Here is a 26,891-nt window from a genome sequence, read left to right as displayed (position 1 = left end):
TCATGCCCGTTCGGAGTATCCGGAAAACATCGAGAGCACCCGGGCGAGCACCGGTCCGATGACCGCCATGGCCGGAGGTTCGATCATCTCGTTGTGTTCGCAGCGCACGGGCACCTCCACGATCCGGCCCGTCACGAGTGGGCTCCATTCCTGCGGCGACCTGTCGCGCGGAATCGTGTCGTCTTCTCCGGATGCCAGGAAGATCAGCAGATCTCCTTCGTAGACCTGGGGAACGAACTGGTGCGTGATTCTCTGCGAAGTCTCGTACCCTCGGGCAATCCGTTCGAGGTCCCGACCGTCGACTCCCGTCTCGGGCCCGAGCCTCCGGGCCAACACGGCCGCCGCCTCGTCGAAGGTCAGATCTCGGTCGGTCTCGATCTCGAGGCCGAGTCCTCGCAGTAGATCTCGGACGTCGAGTTCGGCTGACGCAGGGGCATTGCCGTTGTCGGGGTAGCTGTCCATCATCGCCAGTGTGGCGACGTCGCGGCCGGACGATTGCAGTTCGACGGCCATGGCGTGCGCGATGACTCCGCCAAGGGACCACCCGAGTAAGTCGTACGGCCCGTCCGGCGAAACGGCCTCCACCTCTTCGACGTAGCGATGGGCTAACTGTTCGATCGACTGATAGTCACCGTCGTCGCTGAGAGCGGGGAGCTGAAGTCCGTACACGGGTCTGTCCTCGGGCAGATACCGCACCAAGCCGGCATACCCCCAGGACAGGCCGATACCGGGGTGCACACAGAACAGCGGTCGCCCAGTCCCTTTCGTCCGCAGTGGAACAACCACGGCGAGAAGCTCTTCCATACCGGCGTCGGCTGTCGGCATGTCGAGGCGTCGAGCGATTCCAGCGGGTGTCGGGTCGAGGAACATCCACTGAAGCGGGATTCTCCGTCGGAAACGAGAGTGCAGTGCGCTGACGATTCGGGTGGCCACCAGGGAGGACCCGCCCAGGTCGAAGAAGCTGTCGGTAGTGCTCACCCGGTCGACACCCAGAACCTCGACGAACGAGTCGACCACGGCGCGCTCAGTGTCGGTGACCGGCTCGCGGAACTCGGCTGCAGCCGAACCGAATTCGGGTTCCGGTAAGGCCTTTCGGTCGAGCTTGCCCACCGGTGTCATCGGAATCCGATCGAGAAGCACCACTGCCGACGGAACCATGTGCGAGGGTAGTCGGTCGGCTGCGTACGCCCGTATCTCGTCGGTGCCGGTGGCGTCGGCAGCTGACGCACGCACGTACGACACCAGGACCGTTTCACCCGACGGTCCCGTGTGGCCGACAGTCGCGGCGAAGTCCACCGACGGATGGCGTGAGAGAACTGCATCGATTTCCCCGAGTTCGATCCGAAAACCACGGACCTTGACCTGGAAGTCGCTGCGCCCGATGTATTCGAGCGTGTGATGCGCTCCATCGCCGGAGCCAACGATTTTGGCACTGTCACCGCCGGATTCACGCCAACGCACGACATCTCCGGTGCGGTACATCCGGCGCCCCGGCGATCCGTACAAGCAAGCGACAAATCGTTCCGACGTGAGCGACGCCCGATTATGGTACCCACGTGCCATACCTGGGCCGATGATGTACAACTCCCCCGGCACGCCCACCGGGACGGGCTGCAAACGCTCGTCCAGCACCAGGAAGCCGAAACCCACTGCCGGCGAGCCGATGTTCACTCCCGCACCGGGTTTCATCGAATCGCTGACACTCGCCTGCACGGTGGTTTCAGTCGGGCCGTAGCCGTTGTGCAGCCTCCGACCCGGCGCCCATTGCGCGACGACCTCCGGCGGGCAGGCCTCGCCCACCAGATCGAGAACACGGAGCGCCTCGAAACCGTTGTCACCCAACGCCGCCAGCGCGGTCGGTGTAATGGTGGCATGAGTGACCTGCTCGCGCCGGAAAACATCGGCCAATTCGGCGCCACCGTACACAGCAGGCGGAACGATCACGACTTGCGCCGAGGCGCTGAATGCCATCGTCAACTCGAAGATGGAAGCGTCGAAACTCGGCGATGCCAACTGAGAGACATGAGAGTCGTGAGTGACCTCGAACCTCTCACGAGTTTCGGCCGTGAAGCTCGCCAAACCTCGATGAGTAATGTTCACTCCCTTGGGTTTCCCGGTAGATCCCGAGGTGTAGATCAGGTAGGCCGGATGATCGAGGTTCAGTTCACCGGTTCGATCGTCATCGGTGATCGGTTCCGGCGACAGCGCGGCTACCCGCCGGGCGAAGTGTGGGTCGTCGAGTTCCAGCCAGGGAACAACGTCGGGTAGGTGAGTTCGGCTGGTCTGAACAGTCAAACCGAGCGAGGCTCGGCAATCGGCGAGCATGTATTCGACGCGCTCGCGCGGATAGGCCGGATCGACAGGCACAAAAGCCGCTCCGGCTTTGGTCACCGACCAGATCGCCACCACCGATTCGATCGAGCGAGGCATTCCCAGTGCCACGAAGGTCTCCGGGCCCACACCGCGACCGCACAACTCCCGGGCAACACGATTCGACCACTCGTCCAGGTCGCGATAACTGAGCTGCCGGTTCTCGAGCGACAGGGCCACCGAGTCAGGATCGATCGCCACGGCGTCCGCCAACAACTCAGGCCACAATTTCGGAGGTACTTCGGGGAGCCCATGCGCCGGCGTCAACTCGCGACGTTCGAGATCGCCGAGTAGGTCGATGTCACCGATCGGTACCTGCGGATTCCGGGTCACGGCCTCGAGCACACGAACGAACATGTCGGCAAAACCGCCGACCGTACCGGGGTCGAAGAGATCAGTGGCAAAGTCGACGGCTCCGCTCATCCCTCCCGGTTCACCGCGATCGTCGTACTCCTCGGCCAGAAGGAATTCCAGGTCTACCTTCACTACCTCGAGTGCAGGGTCGATCCCGCGGACTTCCAGTCCCGGTAGCTTCAGAATCGGTCGTTTGTTGTTCTGGAATTCCAGCGACACCGAGGAAATCGGTGCATAAGCGCTCGACCGTTTCGGCCCGACCGCGTCCACTACCCGCTCGAAGGGCACGTCGGAATGAGCGAACGCGGCGAGGTCGACTTCGCGGCAATGCTCAACCAACTCGCGGAACGATCGAGCCGGATCCACCTGTGTGCGCAGTGCGAGCGTGCCGACGAACATGCCGACCAGATCATCGAGGGCACGATCTCCCCGGCCGGCGATCGGCGTGCCGATCACGATGTCGTCGGTGCTGCCCAAACGTGCCAGCAAGAGCGCGAGCGCTGCATGCACAGTCATGAATGCAGTGGACTCGTGCTGCCGCGACACGTTCAGAATACGGCGGTGAAGATCATTGCTGATCGAGAAGTGAATCCGCGAGCCGTGAAAACTCTGTTGCGTCGGCCGGTCTCGATCGAGCGGAAGTTCCAAGAGGTCGGGAGCACCTGACAGTGCACGTCGCCAGTAAGCCAACTGCTCACTGATCACCGACCCGGGGTCGTCGACTGAGCCCAGAATCTCCCGTTGCCAGAGCGCAAAGTCGGCGTACTGGACTGGAAGCGGCGTCCACTGGGGATCCCCGCCGTACGCGTGGGCCTCGTATGCAATCATCACGTCTCGGGTCAACGGAGACATCGAGAAGCCGTCAGCCGAGATGTGGTGCACCACTACGGCAAGCACGTGTTCGCGCTCATCGATGGTGAACAACGCTGCCCGCAGGGGAATTCGTGCGGCGACGTCGAAACCGGCCGAGACCATCCGGGCAAGCTCGTCACGGAGATGATGTTCGTCGGTCCCCGATGTCTCGGTCAGTTGCGGCAGCTCGGCGCTCTCGGTGGGCAGGATGTGCTGGACCGGTCCGTCACCGTGGACCGGGAACATCGTTCGCAGCGATTCGTGGCGGGCGATGACATCGGACATCGCTGATCTCAAGGCCGGTTTGTCGAGTTCACCGCTCAACCGCACCACGAGCGGAATGTTGTATGCAGGAGAACTGGTGTCGAGTTGATTGACGAACCACATCCGCTGCTGAGCAAACGACAAGGGGATGTTGTCGGGTCGGGGGCGCGGTCCCAGTCGCTCCGACCCTTCGGCAACCGACTGGCCGATCACCGTAGCCAACTCGGCCACCGTCGGCGTCTCGAACAGATCCCGCACGCCTACGGTAGCTCCGAGCACCGACCGTAGCCTCGCCGCGACCGAAGTGGCGCTCAGAGAATTTCCACCGAGCTCGAAGAAACTGATGTCGGTACCGACTCGTTCGAGGCCGAGCACCTCGCCGAACACGTCCGACACTGCCTGTTCGACCGGGCCGACCGGGGGACGGAAATCCCCTGTGGTCGTCTCGATTTCGGGTCTTGGCAACGCCGAACGGTCGACTTTTCCGACAGCGGTCAACGGAATGTTCTCCAGCACCGTGAGAACGGCAGGCACCATGTGCGAAGGCAAGCGCCGGGCCACGGCGCGAATCAGGATCCTGGTGTCCAGTCGACCCGCCGTGGGCACGACGTACGACACGAGTCGGGTGTCTCCGGTGGGGCCGGAATCGGCAACCGTAACGGCAAAACCGACGTTGGGCTCCGACATCAGCACACTGTCGATCTCACCGAGTTCGACACGGAAGCCTCGAACCTTGACCTGGAAGTCGCTTCGCCCGACGTACTCGACACACATGTTCGCCGTCCATCGCACGATGTCGCCGGTGCGGTACATCCGCGTTCCTGGGTCAGCCGGGTTGGCAACAAAGCGTTCTGCCGTCAACCCCGCCCTTCGGTGATATCCCCGTGCCACGCCTGGTCCGGCCAGGTACAGCTCGCCGGGGACCCCGACGGGAACCGCTTGAAGTCGAGTGTCGAGCACCAGTTCGCTGACGCCCCTGACGGGTCCACCGATGGTGATTGGTTCTCCGGCGGTCATCGGCGGGCTGACGTTGGACATGATCGTTGCTTCGGTCGGTCCGTACGCGTTGTACAAGCGGCGGCCAGGTGCCCAGCGAGCGACGAGGTCGGGCGGGCACGCCTCGCCCCCGAATACGACTTCCGAAAGTTGTTCCAGCCCAGCCGGGTCCACCGATGCCAATGCCGCTGTGGTGACGAACGCGTGCGTGACGGCGTGCTCTGCCAGAAGTTGCGCCAGGTCCTCGCCCCCGTAGATCCCGGGTGGAGCGATAACCATCGTCGCCCCGGCTCCGAAAGCCTGCAGATATTCGAAGAGCGACCCGTCGAAACTCGGAGTGGAGAAGTGCAGCGTGCGTGATTGTGGAGTTGCGCCGTAGCGTTCGAGCTGGTCTCGGGCGAAGTTGTCGAGCCCTCGCTGCGTGACCACGACGCCCTTGGGCACGCCGGTCGACCCCGAGGTGTAGACCACGTAGGCAGCTGAATCCAACCCGATCGGACGGAGTCGGTCGTTGTCGGTCAACGGGCTCCCCGAGAATCCCTCGCACTTCTTCGTGAAATGCGGATCGTCGATAATCAGCCACTCCGCGATATCGGGCAATCGATCTCGGCCCGCGGTGGTGGTCAATCCGAAGCTGACCTTCGAATCGATCAGCATGTGATTGATCCGCTCGTCCGGATAGTCGGGATCGATCGGTACGAACGCAGCGCCTGTCTTGGCGACGGCAAGTATCGACACCACGGACGCGAGAGAACGTGGGACACCGACCGCTACATAGTCCTCGGTTCCCAGGCCGTGCGAGACGAGCATGCGAGCAATGCGATTGGAAAGGATGTCCAGCTCACCGTAGGTCATGCTGCCGTCCGCCGATTCCACGGCCGGTGCGTTCGGATCACGCTGGGCTGCCTCGTCGAAGATCTCCGGGAAGACGCGCGACGACCCGCCGGCCGTGCCACGGACTGGCACCAATTCAGTATGTTCGGAGGCTGCGAGCACCGACACCACAGCCAAGGGACGATTCGGCTGGGTACACGCTTCGAGTACGCGCCGCAGTCGTCCGGCGATCTCTTCGATGTCGACGGCACCGAAAACCTCGGGTATGTACTCGAATTTCAGGCGGAGCCTGGTGTCGACCGATGCTACGAGGCTGAGCGGGTAGTGGGCAGCGTCCTTGGCTTCGACATCGGTGATCCGGACCCCCGCAATATCGGCATCGGACGAAAGCCCCTGACGGTCAACGGGATACGATTCGAAGACAGTCAACGTGTCGAATCCGATCTCCGGCCCCGCGCCTACGTGGATCTCGGAAAGCCCGAGACAGTGGTGATCCGACAGCTCTGCTTGCTCGGCCTGGATCCGCGCGAGGAGTGTGCCGATACTTTCACTCGGGCGCAGCGTGATTCGGACCGGAATTGTGTTGATGAACAGCCCGACCATGGTTTCGATCCCGGTCAGCTCGGGAGGTCGACCCGACACCGTCGCTCCGAACACCACATCGTCTCTCCCGGTCAGTGCAGCAAGGACGATCCCCCACGATGCCTGAACAATCGTGTTGATCGTCAGCCCGAGTTCACGCGCCATTCCGCGAAGTGAGGTTGTGAATTCCTCGTCCAGATCGAACACCCACTCGGCCGCCATGGTGGAGAGTCGACGCGATCGAACCGCTGGAGCCAACAGCGTCGGTCCTTCGACTCCGCTCAGCGTCCTCGCCCACACAGCTCGGGAAGCTTGCTGATCGCGGCGGCTCATCCAGGTCAGATAGTCGCGATACGCGCGCGCGTGAGGCAAGGCCGCCACTTGACCGTCGGCGGCATAGAGCGTCGCCAATTCCCGGATCAGCAGGGGCATGGACCAGCCGTCCAGAAGGATGTGATGATTGGTGAGCACGAGCGTGAACTTTTCGGGGGCGAGAGCGATCAGGGTGAATCGGATCAACGGCGCCCGTGCCATGTCGAACGGGCGCGCTCGGTCCTCGGCCAGCGCTCGATCAATTTCCTGATCTGGTGCACCCGTGAGGTCGATTTCCTGCCACGGCGCTGCCACGTTGCTTCGGACCACCTGGACGGCACGGCCGTCGGCGCTGTGAAGGAAGGCGGTACGCAGGTTCTCATGCCGGCCGAGCAGCGCGTCGGCGGCGCGGCGCAGGCGCTCCGAATCGACTGCGCCGGCTAGATCGAGAGCCACTTGTACGAGGTATGCGTCGACCGATCGTTCGGCCAATTCGGCGTGGAACAACAACCCCGCTTGCAGTGGAGAGAGTGGCCAGACATCGCTCAGGTCGGGACACCGACTTTCGAGGTCGTCGATCGCCTCCTGTCGAAGATCGACCAGATCGAAGTCCGAGGGTGTGAATCCGCCGCCGCCCGCCGCGAACTCTGCGAGTCCGGCCAGTGCGTCGAGCCACCACTGCCCCAGTTGCCGAACGTCGTCCGCACCCAGAATGTCCGGTGGGAACGTCCAGCCGGCAACGAGCTGCGGACCGTCCTCGGTATCGCTGTCGACCGTCATCACGTTGACCTCGAGGACGCTGGCGAGTGGGAGATCGACGGCCGCAACCGTCCGCAGGTCCTCGTCACGGATCGGTACCCATCCCGCTGAAGCGTCGGCGTCGGATCCACCGACGCGTCCGAGGTAGTTGAAGCTGATCTGAGGCACCGGAAGTTGCGAAAGAGTGTGTGCCGTTTCGCGGTTCAGATAGCGCAGCAACCCGAAGCCGATGCCGCGGTCCGGCACCGCCCGGAGTTGTTCCTTGACAGTCTTGGCAGCGACGCCGGCAGCCGGGCCGCCGGCGAAGGCGTCACCCGGATCCACTCCGCTCAGATCGATCCGCACCGGGAAGATCGTCGTGAACCATCCCACCGTGCGAGCAAGATCTGCCCCGGGAACCACCTGTTCCTCGCGTCCGTGCCCCTCTAGACTGATCAATGTCTCCGGATTGTCGATGCCGCGGTCCATGCGCCAGCGGACCATCGCAAGTGCCAAAGCCGTCAACAATCCGTCCTCGACGCTCCCGTGAATCGCCTGCGGAACTGTCGTCGACACGGCCTCGGTCAATCCCGTGGGAACTCGTACTTCGATGTCAATGGTGGCCGAGGCGGTGTCCCTCTTCGTCAGGGCGCGCACACCCAGAGTCGGATCCGGGCCCTCGAGCACCTCTCGCCAATAGTCGATTTCAGCGACCCGATCCGGCTCGCGCGCGGCGTCGACGAGGCCATGTGCCCATCGACGCATCGAGGTTCCGACCGGAGCAAGTGACGGGTCGACGCCTGTCTGCACCTGCGCACAGGCAAGTGCAAGATCGGGGATCAGGATTCGCCAGGAAACACCGTCCGTCACCAGATGGTGCGCTACCAGTAGCAACCGTTTCCGGCTCTGCCGGTCCTTTTGAATCTGTCCGTCGGTGTCGAGCAGGACTGCCTGCACCATCACACCTGCCTCCGGGTCGAGCCGCCCCAGAGCTGCGTCGAGTTCTGTCGAGACCGTCTCCGCGGCAGAACCCCCGAGGCTCCCGTGGCGTACGACGGTCTCCGCCCGCACCGTACCTACAGGCGCAACGTCCATCCGCCGAGCGGATTCAGGATGATGCGTCGCCCGGATGCCTGCGCGGAGGATGTCGTGGTGGTCCAGCACAGCCTGCATGGCCAGTGTCAGCGTGACCTCGTCGAGCGTGGCAGGAACCGAGAGCAGAACAGATTGGGAGTACCGGCGAAAATCTCCACCACGGTCAAGCATCCATTCGACGATCGGCGTCAATTCGATCTCACCGACGCCGCCGCCAGCCAATTCGTCGACGACGACACGGTTGCCAGCCGTTCCGGCCGTCTCGGACAGCGCCGCAACAGTTTTGCGTTCGAACACCTCGCGCGGTGTGATCAGAACTCCGGCAGACCTGGCGCGCGTCACCAACTGGATGGACATGATCGAGTCACCGCCTAGAGTGAAGAACGAATCGTCGACCCCCACCTCCTCGAGTCCCAGAACTTCGGCGAACAGACTCGCAAGGATGTTTTCCGTCGCGGACGCGGGGCCACGACTTACGGTTGCCTGTCGCCCGAAGTCAGGTTCAGGCAATGCATTCCGGTCGAGCTTTCCGTTCACCGTCAGCGGCAAACCCTCGAGAACCGTCACGACAGCGGGGACCATGTGGGGCGCCAACCTCTGTGAGACATACTCGAGCAACGCCGCCGGAGAGATAGTGGCACCGGACTCCGGCACCACGTAGCCCACCAACCGGTCTCTGCGGGCTACCACCGCCGACTGAGACACGCCCACTCCGGAGAGCAGTGCAGCCTCCACCTCGCCGAGTTCGATTCGGTACCCCTTCACCTGCACCTGCAGATCGTTTCGTCCGAGGTACTCCAGCTGCCCGCTGTCGTTCCAGCGCCCCAGGTCACCGGATCGATACATACGCGCACCACTGACCGCGAGGTCGGGAATGAACCGCGCGGACGTCAGACCGAACCGGCCGAGGTATCCGCGTGAAACCTGATCACCGGAGACATACAGTTCACCCACCACACCGGGCGGCACCGGGTGCAACCGCTGATCCAACACATACACACGCAATCCGGGTAACGCCCGACCAATCACCGAGGCCGATCGTTGACGCACCAGCACACGATCGAGCGGTAAATGGCTGACGTGCACAGTGGTCTCCGTGATGCCGTACATGTTGACCAGATCTGGTGACGAAGTCCCGCGACGGGCGTACCAGCGCGTCAACTGTCCGAAGTCGAGCGCTTCTCCGCCGAAGATCACGTAGCGCAATGACAGGGCCGCACCCCCGGTAAGCCGGTCGGCTTCCGCCAATTGATAGAAGGCGGTGGGAGTTTGATTGAGCACCGTGACACGTTCGTGCCGTAGCAATTCGAGGAATGCCTCTGGTGAACGGGCCGTGAAGTAGTCGACCAGTACCAGTCGGCCACCGTGTGCGAGTGCGCCCCACATTTCCCAGACCGAGAAGTCGAATGCCTCCGAATGGAATATCGTCCACACATCGCCGCTGCCGAAGCCGAAGAGCGCTCTGGTGTTTGCCAGCAACGTCACTACGCTGCGGTGAGAAACCTGCACCCCCTTCGGGCGCCCGGTGGACCCCGAGGTGTAGATCACGTAGGCCACCGATTCGGGTCGGAGCGGTAGCAGCCGATCTCGGTCGGTCACCGCAAGCGGAGAAAACCTGTGCAGTGCATCGAGAATCACCGGGTCGTCTACCGCAATCACTGGAATCTCGCTGTCTGCGATTGCGTCACTGTCTCGTATGTAGTCGCCGTCGGCCCGGGTGGTCAACACACACTTCGGCCGGGCGTCACGCAGCACGAAGTCCACCCGGTTTACCGGAGAAGTCGAGTCCACCGGTACGTATCCGCCACCCGCCTTCACCACCGCCAGCAATGCCACCATCAGGTCGATCGAGCGGGCCATCGCGACTGCCACCAAGGTTTCCGGCCCCACCCCCTGCGCCACCAACAGTCGAGCAAGGCGGTTTGCTCGCTCGTCGAGTTCGCGGTACGTAACCGACAATCCGCCGCAGCGCACCGCCACGGCAGCACCGGACGTCCGCGCCGTGCGATCGAAGAGATCCGACAACGAATCCTCGTCTGTTCCGGCGCCAGAGGGCGTGGGCGCAACCAGCAACCCGCTGAGTTCGCCGGCCAGAATCATGTCGATATCACCGACGACCACCGACTGGTTCTCGGTCACGGCGCCGATCACTCTTTCGAAGCGCGCCGCGATGCGCGCCACCGACATTCGATCGAAAATATCTGTTGCATAACGGAAACCGGCGCTGATACCAGCGGGCTCACCGTGCTCGTCGACGTGCTCCATCACACTCAGTTGCAGATCGAATTTCGCAACCGCGAGATCGACGTCGAGCGAGCGAACCGTCAGTTCCGGCAAGTCGAAGCGCAGTCCCGTATCGGTCTGGAATTCGAGGAGTACCTGAAACAGAGGTGAATGCTCGGTGGAACGGTCGGGCGAGAGGTAATCCACCAACCTCTCGAAGGGGATGTCTGCATGGTCCAGAGCACCGAGATCCGTTGACCGCACCGCGGCCAACACCTCGGCAAAGGTTGCTCCGGATGAGACAGGTGTGCGAAGGACGAGCGTGTTGACGAACATCCCGACCACATCGTCGAACACCGATGCACCGCGACCTGCGACCGGAGTCCCGATCACTACGTCGTCCGCTGTAGTGAGCCGTGCCAGCAATACCGCCAGAGCCGCATGCATCACCATGAACAGAGACGAACCGTTCTGGTGTGCGAGTTCGTTCAAAGCTCGATGGATCTCGGGCGAGAAGTCCATCGAAACCACCGCGCCCTCGGCAGACCGTTTCGAGGTTCGTGGTCTATCGAGAGGGAGCGGCAAGACGTCCGGAATACCCGACAGCTTCGCTGTCCAATAATCGAATTCGGCCGAGGGCGAAGTTTCCGGACCAACGTCTGCGTCGACGATCTCACGCTGCCAGAGGGTGTAGTCGGCGTACTGAACCGGCAGCGGCGCCCAGTCCGGGCTCCGACCTTGCGTGCGCGCGGTATATGCACTCATCAGGTCGCGTGCCAGTGGTGCCATCGAGAAGCCGTCTGCGGCGATGTGGTGAACAACGATCGCGAGTACATGCTGCTCCGGTCCGGTTCGGAGTAACCTCACGTGCAGCGGGAACCCTTCGGACACATCGAATCCGATGTCGAAGAACGCGTGCAAGTCCGTGAAAAGCCACTCGCCGGGAATCGGCACGGGGTGGATTCGAGGAGCAGCGACCGCGGGTTCGGCGATCACCTGGTAGGGCCCGTCTGCGGACGCAGGAAAGATCGTTCGAAGAGATTCGTGCCGTTCCACCACATCACCCAGCGCGGCTTGGAGCGCACCCGAATCCAGGAACCCGTCCAGTTGTAGTGCGACGGGGATGTTGTAGAGCGGAGACGACGTGTCGAACTGGTTGACGAACCACATCCGCGATTGCGCGAACGACAGCGGAATACGTTCTGGCCGTGCCCTACTCGTGAGGGGCACACGAGTAGCTTCCTCGGGTCCAGGCTCGCCCGGCGCGGAGTCGATTGGATCTATCGAGGCCGCCAGGTCCGCGACCACGGGGGCGTCGAACAGTGCATTGACCCCCATATTGGTGTGCAATGCGGCGTTGATGCGGGCGATGACTCGAGTGGCGCTGAGGGAATCCCCGCCGAGTTCGAAGAAACTGTCGTCGGCACCCACCTGGTCGAGACCGAGAACGTCGGCAACAGCACGGGCGATTCCGATTTCGGCAGGAGTGGCAGGAATCCGATATGCAGCGCTCGCAAAATCGGTGTCCGGGAGGGCTTTACGGTCCAACTTCCCATGCACCGTCACCGGAAACTCCCCCAACACCACCACCACCGACGGCACCATGAACCCCGGAAGAGACCTCCGCACCCCCTCCAACACCACCACCTCATCGACCACCACCCCCACCTCACCCACCACAAACCCCACCAAAAAATCCCCACCCACACCCGACCGCAACACCACCACCGCACCAGCCACCCCCACCTGAGCAGCCAACACCGCCTCCACCTCACCCAACTCCACCCGCTGCCCCCGCACCTTCACCTGAAAATCCGTGCGCCCCACAAACTCCAACACCCCACCACACCCCCACCGCACCACATCACCCGTCCGATACACCCGAGCACCCACCACCCCCGACACCGGATCCGCCACAAACCGACCCACCGTCAAATCCACACGACCCTCATACCCCCGAGCCACCTGCACCCCACCCACATACAACTCCCCCACCACACCCACCGGAACCGGCCGCAACCGCGAATCCAACACCAACACACGCGTATTCCACACCGGCCGACCAATCGGAACACCCACCCCCACAACACCCTCCACCACATGAAACGTCACATCCACCGACGCCTCCGTCGGCCCGTACAAATTCACCAACTCCGCACCACACACCCCCGCAAACCGCCCCGCCAACACCGACGACAACCCCTCACCCGACACAAACACCCGACGCAAACCCGAACACCCCACCCCCAACTCCCCCACGCTCAACTCCCCCACGAACACCTCCAACATCGACGGCACAAAATGCACCACCGACACCCCCCACCGCTCGATCACACCCACCAAATACACCGGATCACGATGCCCACCCGGATCCGCCACCACCAACCGCGCACCCACCATCAACGGCCAAAACAACTCCCACACCGACACATCGAACGACACCGGCGTCTTCTGCAACACCACATCCCCCACACCCAACGGAAACTCCCCCTGCATCCACAACAACCGATTCACCACCCCCGCATGCGACACCACCACCCCCTTCGGACGACCCGTCGACCCCGACGTGAACATCACATACACCGCATGCTCAGGCAACAACACCCCCAACCGATCCCCCACCCCCACCGGACCACCCGAAAACCCCGAAACATCAACACAACCCACATCAACAAACCCCACCCCCACCGGCAAACACCCACCATCACCAACCCGCGACAACACCACCACCGGATCCACCACACCCACCACAAACCCCACCCGCTCCACCGGCGCACCCACATCCACCGGAACAAACACCCCACCAGCCCGCACCACCGCAAACACCGCCACCAACAACTCCACCGACCGCGACAACGCCACACACACCCGCGACTCCGGACCCACCCCCAACGAAATCAACAACCGCGCAAAACGATTCACCCGAACATCGAACTCACCCCACGACAACACCACCCCACCACACACCAACCCCCCACCACCCACACCAGCAAACCGCCCATCCAACACATCCACCAACGTCAAACCCCCCACCACAACCCCCACACCATCCCAACCACCCACCACCAACCCACGCTCACCGGCGACAAACACGTCGACCTCACCGACCGGTGTATCCGCGTTCGCTGCGAAGGCGGCAAGAATCCGCGACATTCGCTGTGCAATGGTGTCGACCGCGGCGCGGTCGAATGCCGCCGGCTGGTACCGCAGGCTGACCTGCAGCGTCGGTTCCGCGACCGACAGCACGGTGAGCGGGTAATGCGTGGCGTCGCGGGCATTCACAGCGGTGACGCGCATACCGGCAATGTCGGTGTTCCCGCCCATCCCCGAGGTATCGATCGGATACGACTCGAAGACCGACAGTGTGTCGAACAAATTGCCTGTCCCTACGACAGATTGAATCGCGCCGAGTCCGACATAGTGATGATCGAGCAGAGCTATCTGCTCGCTTTGCAGTCGAGCGAGCAGCTGCGTACACGTCTCGTCCGGATCCAGTTGCACTCGGACAGGCAACGTGTTGATCAGCAGCCCCATCATGTTTTCCACACCAGACAACTCGGGTGAGCGGCCCGAAACCGTGACGCCGAAGACTACGTCGTCACGGGAAAGCATCCGAGACAGTAGGACACCCCACGCCGCCTGGATCACCGTGTTCATCGTGATCCCGCTCCGTTGGACCAGCGCACCGAGTCCGTCGCGCACCGAATCGGGTAGATCGACGGCAACCTCTTCGGGCACCAGCTGCTCCGCGATCGGCGTCGAAGGCGCCAACAACGTCGGCTCGTCGACGCCTTCCAAGGCGTCCTCCCACGCCGCGAGCGAGGTCTCCATATCGCGGTGCATCAACCATTCCAGATAGGTGCGGTAGGAGGGAGTCTCGGGAAGATCGGCCGGGGCCCCCTCGACCGAGAGACCGTCGGCCGCGTATCGCATCAACAGTTCGCGAACCAGCAACGGCATCGACCAACCGTCGAGAACGATGTGATGGTTCGTCACCACCAACACACACCTCGTCGGCGAGGTTCGCAGCAACGTCAGCCGAAGAAGTGGCGGCGAAGCGAGGTCGAAGGGTGCACTGCGATCCTCGGCGAGGCGGCGCTCCAGATCTGCGTCGGTTGCCGATCCGCGATCACTCAGGTCGACCTCGGTCCAGGGAATCACGGCATCGTCGACAATCAACTGCACCGGTAGGCCGTTCACGTCGTAGACGAACGCTGCACACAGATTCGGGTGGTTTGCCAATAGTCCGGCAGCAGCGCCGCGCAAACGCTCGGAATCAACCGCTCCTTCGAGCTCGACGAACATCTGCGCTGTGTAGACGTCCGTCGACGTGGCCGCCAGTGAGGCATGGAACATCAGCCCGGCCTGAAGGGGCGACACCGACCAGACATCGTGCAATCCGGGGAAGTCGTTCTCCCAGCGTTCGATCTGTTGTTGGTCCACCGAGACCAGGGGAATGTCCGACGGCGTCAGACCGCCCGCATCAGGTCGCGACGCGTGCACGGTGAGTCCGTCGAGCGCACGACGCCACAGTTCCGCGAACTCCGCGACGTCAGACCTGTCGAGTACTCCGCGGGGAAAGGTGAAAGATGCTGTCAGGCAGGGCCCGTCGACATGGTCCTCAACCGCCGCGTTGATGTCGATCACGGACGCCACAGGCATGGACGGGTTCTGGGTTCCGCCGAGCCTTCGATTGCCCTCCACCGGCAGCCAGTCCTGTGTTCCGTCAGAGGAGCTGATCCGGCCCAGATAGTTGAAACTTATCTGAGGAGAACGGAATCGGCCGAGTGGGTCGCTCTCGCCAGACAGGTACCGCAACATCCCGAATCCGATTCCATGATCGGGGATCGCACGCAAGTACTCTTTGACAGCTTTGACGGCCCGCCCGGCGTCGGCGCCACCGGCCAGTGCGTCGTCGACGTCGATTGCGCCGAGGTCCACGCGCACCGGGTAGAGCGTGGTGAACCAACCAACGGTGCGAGCGAGGTCTGCGCCAGGAACCACCCCTTCCTCGCGGCCGTGTCCTTCAAGAGTGATCAGGGCGGCAGCGGTATCCATACCGCGGCGCCGTCGCCACCCGATCGAGGCCAACGCAACAGCGGTGAGGAGTCCGTCGTTCACGCCGGCGTGGAATGCCGCAGGAACCGTGGTGAGAAGGTTCCTGGTCGCCGAAGGCGAGATGTCCACTGTAACGGTGTCGACCGTGTCGTCGACGTCGATCGTGGGATCGAGTGGGCGCGAACCGATCAACGGGTCATCGCCGTCCAGGATCGTTCTCCACATGTCCAGTTCGACGCTCCGGTCGCCCACGTGCTCGACAAGCCCATGCGCCCATCGCCGGAACGACGTCCCGATCTGTGGCAGTTCGGGAGTGACACCGGCCTGGAGTTGTGCTGTCACCGACGCCAGGTCGGTGACCAGAATGCGCCACGAGACGCCGTCGACAACCAGGTGATGAATCACCACAAGTAGTCGGCCCCGCCTGGTCGACACGTCAGGTTTGTCGGCCAGGTCGAACCAGATCACGCGCACCATGTCAGCCGTGGCGGGATCCAAGCTGTCGGCCACGGCCTCGAGTTCTCCCGACGCCAAGGCCCTGAAACCTTCGTCGTCCACCGAATCGACAGCTACGCGGTGGATCAGTCCTTCGGCCGAGATCGAGCCGGGTGGTAAGACTTCCATGACCCGGTCACTCTCAACCAAGCGAGCTCGAAGCATTCCGTGGCGGTCCAGCAACACCTGGAGACCACGGACAAGGAGGTCCTGGGTGAGATCAGCGGGAGCTGTCAGCAAGAGCGCCTGGGAGAACCGTTTCACTCCGCCGCCACGCAGCCCGCCACTGCTGCGGTCGAGCATCCACTGCGCCACCGGGCTCAGTGGAACAGTTCCGACAGCGGATCCCGGTAGCTCCGCGAGTACATCAGGCCTGTCCTGCTCAAGGTGCGCCGACTCGGCAAGCGCGGCGACGGATTTGTGGTCGAAAACATCTCGGGGTGAGATGATCACACCCGCATTGCGAGCGCGGGCCACCAGTTGGATGGACATGATGCTGTCGCCACCGAGCTCGAAGAACGAATCATGCACTCCTACCGCGTCGAGACCGAGAACCTGCGCGAACAGAGCGGCAAGAAGATTCTCGGTTTCCGTTCGCGGTGGCCGGTCGGGTGTGGCGGCGGACGAGAAATCGGGTGTGGGAAGCGCTGCGCGGTCGAGTTTTCCGTGAACCGTCAGCGGAAGTGCGTCGAGCACCACCACCGCCGCCGGCACCATGTACGACGGCAGGCGCTTGCCTGCATGGGCGAGGACGTCTCGCGGATCGACACTCGCTCCGCGATCGGGAACCACGTAGCCGATCAACCGATCCCTGCCGTCGCCGTTCCAGACGGCCGTCACCGCCTGGGCCACGCGCGGGTGCGTCTGCAGTGCCACCTCGACTTCCCCGAGTTCGATGCGGAACCCACGGACTTTGACTTGGGCATCGGTGCGCCCGAGATACTCCAGCCGTCGGTCGGGCGTCCACCGCACGCGATCGCCCGTGCGATAGATCCGCGTTCCCGGCGCACCGAAGGGATCTGCGACAAACTGCGTGGCGGTCAACGGGTATCGCCGGTGATAGCCGCGAGCGAGAGCCGGCCCGGCAAGATACAACTCCCCCGCGACACCTACCGGTACCGCTCGCAGACGCGAGTCCAGCACTACCTCGCTGAATCCGCGAGTAGGTGTGCCGATAGTGACCGGGTCGTTCGGAGCCAGTGCCGCACTGATGCTCGACACGACAGTTGCCTCGGTAGGACCGTAGGCGTTGAACATCTTTCTGCCCGGCGCCCAGCGGGCCACCAATTCCGGCGGACACGCTTCCCCACCTGTCACGACACAACCGACAGTGGTGAGACCGTCTGGGTCGACGGACGTTAAGGCCGCCGGAGTCACAAAACAATGGGTGACGCGCTCGCGCTCCAGTAACGCCGCCAGTTCCGACCCGCCGTAGACGGTCGGTGGCACGATCACCATCGTGGCTCCAGCACCAACGGCCATCACGAGCTCGAGAACCGACGCGTCGAAACTCGGCGAAGCGAAGTGCAGAGTTCTGGATCGGGTCGTGGCGGCGAAGGTCTCACGCTCCTGGAGCGCGAAGTCGCTCAACCCGCGATGTGTGACCGTCACGCCCTTGGGTATTCCTGTCGACCCCGACGTGTAGATCAGATAGACCGGATTGTCGATGCGAATCGGTGCCTTCCGATCCGCGTCGGTGACTTTCGATGGCGAGTACGCCCGCAGCCGTTCCTCGAAACCGGCATCTTCGAGGACCAGCCACGGCACGAGGCCGGACAATGCCGCGTTGTGAGCGCGAGACGTTATCCCCCACCCTGCACCGGAGTCGCCCAGCATGTGCTCGATACGAGCAGCAGGATGTCCCGGGTCCACGGGAAGGAATGCCGCACCTGTCTTGGCAATGGACCACACCGCCAGAACGGACTCGATGGAGCGTGGGAGACACAACGCCACCACCGATTCGGGACCCACTCCGGATTCGATCAGCATGCGGGCCAATCGGTTCGACTGCGCGTCGAGTTCGAGATAGGTCACTTCACGTTCCTCGAACACCAGCGCGACGGCGCCGGGATCCTGGGCAGTCGCCATATCTGTTGCTGCAGTCAGCAAATCCGGAAGGGTCTGAACAGCGGCGGAAATCTCACCTCGCACGGGTACCAGTTCGGCTGACTCATAGGCGTCGAGGATCTCGATATCTCCGATCCGTGATTGCGGATCCGTGATAACGCGCTCGAGAATCCGTTGCAGGCGGTCGGCGAAGCCCGCTACCGTTTCCTCGTCGAAAATATCTGTGGCATATCCGAATTCGGCGCGAAGACCGTCCGATTCGCCGGCTGCGCCGGCGTTCTGCGTCACCGTCAACTGAAGGTCGAAGTTGATGGTGTCGATCTCGACGCCCACGTCGGTCACCTGCAGGTCGGGGAGTTCGAGTGCAGGCCGTTCGATGTCTTGGAACTCCAACATGACTTGAAACAGGGGCGAGTACGCCGTCGAACGTGAAGGATTCACGATCTCGACGACTCTTTCGAACGGCACGTCCGCGTGAATGAAGGCGCTCAGATCTACGTTTCGGACCTGGTCGAGGAAGTCTCCGAAAGTCGCGCCGCGGTCCACTGCAGTGCGCAAGACCAACGTGTTGACGAACATGCCCACCAGGTCGTCGAGTTCGCGCTCCCCACGCCCGGCGATGGGAGTTCCGACGGCTACGTCGTCCTCATCACTGAGCCTCGCCAGCAGCACTGCCAAGGCTGCGTGCACAACCATGAAGACCGTGGCGTTGTGTTTGCGCGACAGGGCAACCACACCGGCATGCACCTTCGGACCGAACACGAACCTGATCCGTCCGCGTCGAAGCGAACGCACATCACCGCGCGGTCGATCGGTCGGAATGTCGAGAACCTCCGGTGCGCCCGCAAGATTCTCGGCCCAATAGCCGAGCTGTTTCGAGATCAGAGACCGAGAGTCCGATTCCGAGCCCAACCAACCACGTTGCCACAACGCGTAGTCGGCATACTGGATCCCGAGCGGCGCCCACTGCGGTGCCTCACCGTTCACTCGGGAGGAGTATGCGCTCATGAGATCTCGGGCCAGCGGTACCGTCGAGAATCCGTCGGCGGCGATGTGGTGAATCACGATCACCAGGACATGCGAGTGGACCTGGTCATCTCGCCGCAACAAGGTGGCGCGCATCGGGACCTGCTGCGTGACGTCGAAACCATCCGAAGCGATCTGCCGGCTACGCTCGCGCAGCTCTTCCTCTCCCTGCACAAGTATCGGTGCAAGATCCGATACCACCTGTGAGGTGGACATGATCACTTGACGCGGGCCGTCATCGATGAGAGGAAAAACGGTGCGCAAGGACTCGTGCCGCTCGACGACGTCGACAAATGCAGCCTGAAGCGCACTCACGTTCACTGCACCTTCGAGCCTCAACGCGCACGCGACGTTGTAGGCGGCGGACTCGGGGGCGAACTGATTCGCAAACCACATTCGCTCCTGCGCCGGTGAAAGTGGGATATCTGTCGTCATAACCCGCGGCGTCAACGCCGGCTTGGCCCCCTCTCCTCCGCGACACTGCGCCAATTCGGCCAGCGCTGCAACGGTAGAAGCATCGAAAACGTCACGAATGTTGATCCGTTCGCCGAGAACAGAATTCACTCGCGCAACCAACCTGGCCGCACTGAGAGAGTTCCCACCCAGGGCAAAAAAGTCGTCGTTCACGCCCACCGTCGACGTTCCCAGCAGATCATCGAAGATTGCGGCAACCGTCTCCTCGACCGGCGTTCGTGGCGCAACATACTGCAGCGCTTGAGGTTCGAAGTTGACGTCCGGGAGGGCTTTACGGTCCAACTTCCCATGCACCGTCACCGGAAACTCCCCCAACACCACCACCACCACCACCGACGGCACCATGAACCCCGGAAGAGACCTCCGCACCCCCTCCAACACCACCACCTCATCGACCACCACCCCCACCTCACCCACCACAAACCCCACCAAAAAATCCCCACCCACACCCGACCGCAACACCACCACCGCACCAGCCACCCCCACCTGAGCAGCCAACACCGCCTCCACCTCACCCAACTCCACCCGCTGCCCCCGCACCTTCACCTGAAAATCCGTGCGCCCCACAAACTCCAACACCCCACCACACCCCCACCGCACCACATCACCCGTCCGATACACCCGAGCACCCACCACCCCCGACACCGGATCCGCCACAAACCGACCCACCGTCAAATCCACACGACCCTCATACCCCCGAGCCACCTGCACCCCACCCACATACAACTCCCCCACCACACCCACCGGAACCGGCCGCAACCGCGAATCCAACACCAACACACGCGTATTCCACACCGGCCGACCAATCGGAACACCCACCCCCACAACACCCTCCACCACATGAAACGTCACATCCACCGACGCCTCCGTCGGCCCGTACAAATTCACCAACTCCGCACCACACACCCCCGCAAACCGCCCCGCCAACACCGACGACAACCCCTCACCCGACACAAACACCCGACGCAAACCCGAACACCCCACCCCCAACTCCCCCACGCTCAACTCCCCCACGAACACCTCCAACATCGACGGCACAAAATGCACCACCGACACCCCCCACCGCTCGGTCACACCCACCAAATACACCGGATCACGATGCCCACCCGGATCCGCCACCACCAACCGCGCACCCACCATCAACGGCCAAAACAACTCCCACACCGACACATCGAACGACACCGGCGTCTTCTGCAACACCACATCCCCCACACCCAACGGAAACTCCCCCTGCATCCACAACAACCGATTCACCACCCCCGCATGCGACACCACCACCCCCTTCGGACGACCCGTCGACCCCGACGTGAACATCACATACACCGCATGCTCAGGCAACAACACCCCCAACCGATCCCCCACCCCCACCGGACCACCCGAAAACCCCGAAACATCAACACAACCCACATCAACAAACCCCACCCCCACCGGCAAACACCCAACATCACCAACCCGCGACAACACCACCACCGGATCCACCACACCCACCACAAACCCCACCCGCTCCACCGGCGCACCCACATCCACCGGAACAAACACCCCACCAGCCCGCACCACCGCAAACACCGCCACCAACAACTCCACCGACCGCGACAACGCCACACACACCCGCGACTCCGGACCCACCCCCAACGAAATCAACAACCGCGCAAAACGATTCACCCGAACATCGAACTCACCCCACGACAACACCACCCCACCACACACCAACCCCCCACCACCCACACCAGCAAACCGCCCATCCAACACATCCACCAACGTCAAACCCCCCACCACAACCCCCACACCATCCCAACCACCCACCACCAACCCACGCTCGGGCGCGCCCAAAATTTCCGTATCCCCTACTGGCACTGTTGGATTCGACACGACCGACCGGAGGAGGCGGACGAAACGCTCGCCGAACTCGGCGACTGTGGTGCGCTCGAAGATATCGGAGGCATAGGTGAAGGCGGCATCGAAACCCATGGGGACGCCGTCTTTGCCACGCTGCTCGGAGAGCGACAGTTGCAAGTCGAATTTGGCGACACCGACGTCGACTGGAACAACATCGACACCCAGTCCGGGTAGTTCGAGGTGGGGATCTGCGGTGTTCTGGAATTCCAACAGAACCTGGAAGAGCGGTGAGCGAGATGACGAACGCTCCGGCGCAACTGCATCGACGACTCGCTCGAACGGCACCTCGGCTTGTCCGAACGCTGCCAGATCGACTTCGCGAGTTCGTGAAAGGATCTCCTCGAAAGTCGCGGCGGTGTCAACGGTGATTCGCAGGACGACCGTGTTGACGAACATCCCGACCAGATCGTCGAGGACTTGCTCGGCGCGCCCTCCTACCGGAGTCCCGATCGCTATGTCCGGCGAGGCGCTCAGCCGTGCCAACAGAACCGCCAGCACTGCGTGCATCACCATGAACGGTGTCGTGTTGTGATTCCGAGCGAGTTCGAGGAGTTCACTGTGCACGTCTGCGGGCACCGAGAATCGGACCGATTCACCGCGCATGGATCGTTCCGCCGGTCTCGGTCGATCCAGCGGAAGGTCGATCACGTCAGGTAGACCGGCCAGGGTGGACGTCCAGTAGTCCAACTGCTTCGCCTCGAGCGTGTCCGGATCGTCGTCACTGCCGAGCAGTTCGATCTGCCATTGGCTGTAGTCGGCGTACTGCACAGGCAAAGGCGACCAGTCCGGTGCCCGTTTCGCAGCCCGCGCCGCGTAGGCGCGGGTCAGGTCGCGGGCCAGCGGCTCGAGGGATGCTCCGTCCGCCGAAATATGGTGAACCACCAGCGCAAGGACATGATCGTCCGGCGTGACCCGAAAAAGGGAGCCGCGCAGGGGCACGTTCGCGCTCACGTCGAACCCCTCGCGAGCGAGATCGGCGATGCGCCTGTCCAAGGCTTCCTCGTCCACGGATACTTCCCACGCGATCTTCGACGTCACGCGTTCCGAAGGCACTACTACCTGATGGGGGCCGTCGACCGACGCCGGGTAGACGGTACGGAGCGATTCATGCCGATCGACAACATCTCCCACCGCGCGCTGCATCGCAGCGACATCCAAGGCACCTGACAGTCGGACCACCATCGGAATGTTGTAGGCCGGGGACGACGTGTCGAACTGATTGACGAACCACAGGCGTCGTTGTGCCACAGACACCGGAATCTTGTCCCTGTACGAATGTGCCTGCAGGATTGGACGCTTCGAACGCGTGCGATCAACGCGGGATGACTTCGCATCCCGCACGTGACGGGCCAATGATTCGATAGTCGGTGCTTCGAACAAAGTCCGCACCCCGAAATCGATTTCTTCAGCGGCATTTACGCGAGCGATCAGCTTCGTGGCAATCAGTGAGTTCCCGCCCAGATCGAAGAAGTCGTCACCCGCACCCACCGTCTCGAAGCCTAGAACATCGGCAAAAATCTCGGCGAGCACTAGTTCCTCAGCGCCCTCGGGCGGTCGAAAGTCGTCCGACCGAGCATCGAGCCGAGGTGCAGGTAAGGCAGCGCGATCGACCTTTCCCGCCGGAGTTACCGGCAACTCGTCGAGTAGAACAAATGCCGCAGGAACCATGTACGACGGAACACGGCTCGCGACGTACCGCGTCAGCTCGGCCGTCGAGAGCGCACTTCCGCCGGCAGGCACGACGTACGTGGTGATCGTCGCTGTCCCGGAGGGAGCCGCACGCGCCACGGTGACTGCATTCTCGACCTGCGGACACGACCGCACGACGCTGTCGATTTCCCCGAGTTCGATACGAAATCCGCGAACTTTCACCTGGAAGTCACTACGACCGACGTACTCGAGTCCACGGCCACGGCGCCACCGCACCAAATCCCCCGTTCGATACATCCGCTGCCCGGGGAGGCCGAAGGGGTCTGCCACGAATCGTTCTGCGGTCAACGCATACTTCCGGTGATATCCACGTGCGAGCGCGTCTCCCGAGATGTACAGCTCGCCCACAACACCGTCGGGGACGGGGTGCAATCGCTGATCGAGCACGATCTCCTCGAAGCCGCGGAGCGGACCGCCCACTGTGATGTCCTCCGACGACACCATCGGCTCGCCGATGTTCGACATGACGGTGGTCTCGGTCGGCCCGTACGCATTGCACAGCCGTCGGCCGGGAGCCCACCGCTGCACGAGATCCGGCGGACAGGCCTCACCACCGACCACCACTTCGCCGAAGTCCGAAAGGCCCTCGGGCGAAACTGTTCCGAGCGCCGCAGTAGTGACAAAACCATGCGTGACACGCTGGGATTCGAGGAAGTGAGACAACTCGTCACCGCCGTAGATCGTGCTCGGCGCAATCACCATGGTCGCTCCGGCACCGAAAGCCAGAAGATACTCGAAAATCGAGGCGTCGAAACTCGGGGTCGAGAAGTGCAACGTTCGCGCATCCTGGGTCGCACCGAACCGCGAACGCTGTTCGGCAGCAAGCGCTTCCAGTCCACGATGCGAGACCGTCACCCCCTTGGGGAGTCCGGTGGACCCGGACGTGTAGATCACGTATGCGAGATTGTCGGGCCGGATCGGGCGCACCCGATCGACATCGGAGATGGAACGCACGGACAACCGTGCAAGTCGGCCACGGAACTCAGCGTCGTCGATCGCTGACCAGGGAACCGAATCCGGCAAGCGATGAAGTTCCGCGACGACCGTGAGTCCCAGTACGGCGCCGGAATCGGTCAGCATGAAGCGAACACGTTCATCCGGATAGGTCGGATCCACCGGCACGAATGCCGCGCCGGCTTTGCTCACGGCCAACATCGCGACAACCGATTCGATCGAACGCGTCAAACCCAGCGCCACACTGTTTTCCGGACCGATGCCGCGGTCGATCAATTCTCTGGCCAACTTCGACGAACGCTCGTCGAGTTCTCGATACGTCAACTCGGCATCGAGATACGACAGGGCCACGCCGTCGGGGTGTGTGCGCGCCGCACCGTCGAACAAATCGGCCAGGGTGCGATGCGAAGCGCGCGGGTCACCGCGGACAGGCCGTATCGCGGATCGCTCGTCGTCGGACAAGATATCGATGTCGCCGACCATGATTGCCGGATCCGCTGTGACGGATTCCAGGACGCACGCGAACCGCAAACCGAGGCCGCGTACCGTCTCGGCGTCGAACAGGTCGGTGGCAAACGCGAGCCTCACCGAGATTCCGGACGGCGTACCCACCTCGTCGAAAGTCTCGACCGCAGACACTCCGAGATCGAAGCGGCCGATGTCGCGAGGGTGCTCGTCAGCGCCGGCGACGGACTCGAATGTCACCTGTACAACCGGCGCATAGGCGGGTACATCCTCCACGTGCAATGGCTGAACCAACTGCTCGAGCCGTATCTCGCTGTGCGCCCGCGCATTACTGTGGACCTCGACGACGCTGTACAGGAGCGCCGTGAAAGTCGTCACCAGATCGACGCGACTCCGGATGGCGACGATGTTCGCGTCGGATCCCGCGGGCGTACCGATCACAACATCCGAAGCACCGGACAACCGGCTCACCAGGAGAGCAAAGCTCGCATGTAAGACCGCACGAGTGTCCGTCCCGAGATCACTCGCCATCGCCGTGATCCGCGCGTGGGTGTCGGCGGCGATCAGGACCTCAACCTGTGCACTGTCCAGCGATTGCGTTGCAGGCCTGGGTCGATCGAAGGGAAGTTGCAAAAGTTCGGGCGCCCCGGCGAGCTCATGTCTCCAATACTCGAGGTGCCGGACTTCGCGTTGTCGTCGCTCGCCCTCTCGGGCCGTCGGGCCGTGAATGTCTGCGAGTTCGGCACCGGAATCAGACGCGATCAACTCTTCCAGCAAGCCAACAAAGTTCCGGTGGTGCTCGCGTAAACCCGCCTCCTCGTATCGGATCGGGTTTGCCCGGAAGTCGACACGCAGCCTGTCGCCGCTCGGATACACGTTGACCAGAAGGTCTTCCACCGGCCCGGAGGTGACGATGTGATACTCCCCAACCACCTCGCCCAACTGCACCTCCTGGCGAAACAGCATGACGTTGACCATGGGCCCGGCATATGAGTCTTCGCCTTCCAGACCGCTCGTCACGCCTGCGTCCCGACGGATGTCGTCGAGGCTGCAGCGCTGGTGCCGCAATGCACCCATGAGCTCGTGTTGGACCTGGGCGAACAGTTCACCGACGGTGTCGACCGCTGCGACACGGATGAGCAGTGGCGTGACGTTCACCATCATGCCGCCCGAGTCCCGCAGCACCGCCGTAGTCCGTCCGGACATCGGAACATGAATCTGGACAGTCTCTTTCGCCGTCATCCGCGCGAGGTACAACGCGAGCGCAGCGATGACCGGTGCAGCGTGGTTCTCGGATTCGTAGAGAAGGGCACAACTTCGGTCCGACATCAGTGTGCTTTCGAGTCGGCTCTCGGTTTGCGCGGGCCCAGAAGCCTCCGCCAGGCTGGATCCGGCCATGGTGGTATTGCGCTCAGCCCAGTACTCCCGGTCGGCGGCGAATCGATCCGACATTCTGTACCGCTCGTCGATGTCGTACAGCGTGCGCAGCGTCGCGGCACGACTCGGCTGCGAGTCCTTTCTCGCCGCCGAGGCCGAGTACCGATGCGCAATGCGGTTCATCATGGTCATGGCACCGAAACCGTCGAGCGCAACATGATGGATGCGGCTGTACCACAGATAGTGCGCGTCCCCGACACGCAGCACAGCGGTCGCGACGATTCCGTCGACTGCCAGGTCGAGCTGCGTCCGGCAATCTCGGCGCATCCACCCGAGGGCATCCTCGATCGGATCGGGGGACCCACGGAGGTCGACAAGACGGACGGTGATCTCAGATGTCTCGTCCACGTACTGCATCGGTTGACCGTCGATCTCGATCACTTTGAGCAAAGGAGATTGAAACTCGTATGCCACCGCTCGCGTTTCGCGATCCAGCAGTTCGACGTCGAGTTCGCCGCGCAGCTCCACGTAGTGCGCTATCAGAATCGGGACTTCGGGATCGAATTGCTGAGCGAACCAGGTTGCCCGTTGGGCGGCCGAGAGCGGAAAGAGCGTCTCATCAGAAGGGTCGGTCCGACTTACCTCGAAGGGTTTCACAGCGCCCCGCCCCGCATGATCTCCGCGGCCGCCGAGTGCGTAGCCGCGTCCGAATCAACAGCGCGAAAGCAAGAGGCTGATCGCGCCTCTCA

General features: G+C 62.8%; 1 protein-coding gene. It reads right to left on the bottom strand.

The window, feature by feature from the left end:
- On the bottom strand, nt 1-26,799 hold the full coding sequence (locus AC1Q6C_RS26565; protein WP_492666902.1) for a non-ribosomal peptide synthase/polyketide synthase: 26,799 nt from the start codon (nt 26,797-26,799) through the stop codon (nt 1-3).
- Between the last annotated feature and the right edge of the window lie 92 nt (nt 26,800-26,891).

It is taken from the genome of Rhodococcus sp. MT28, assembly GCF_058792695.1.
Note: the sequence above shows the minus strand (reverse complement) of the source record. Positions and strands in the feature narration are given on the sequence as shown.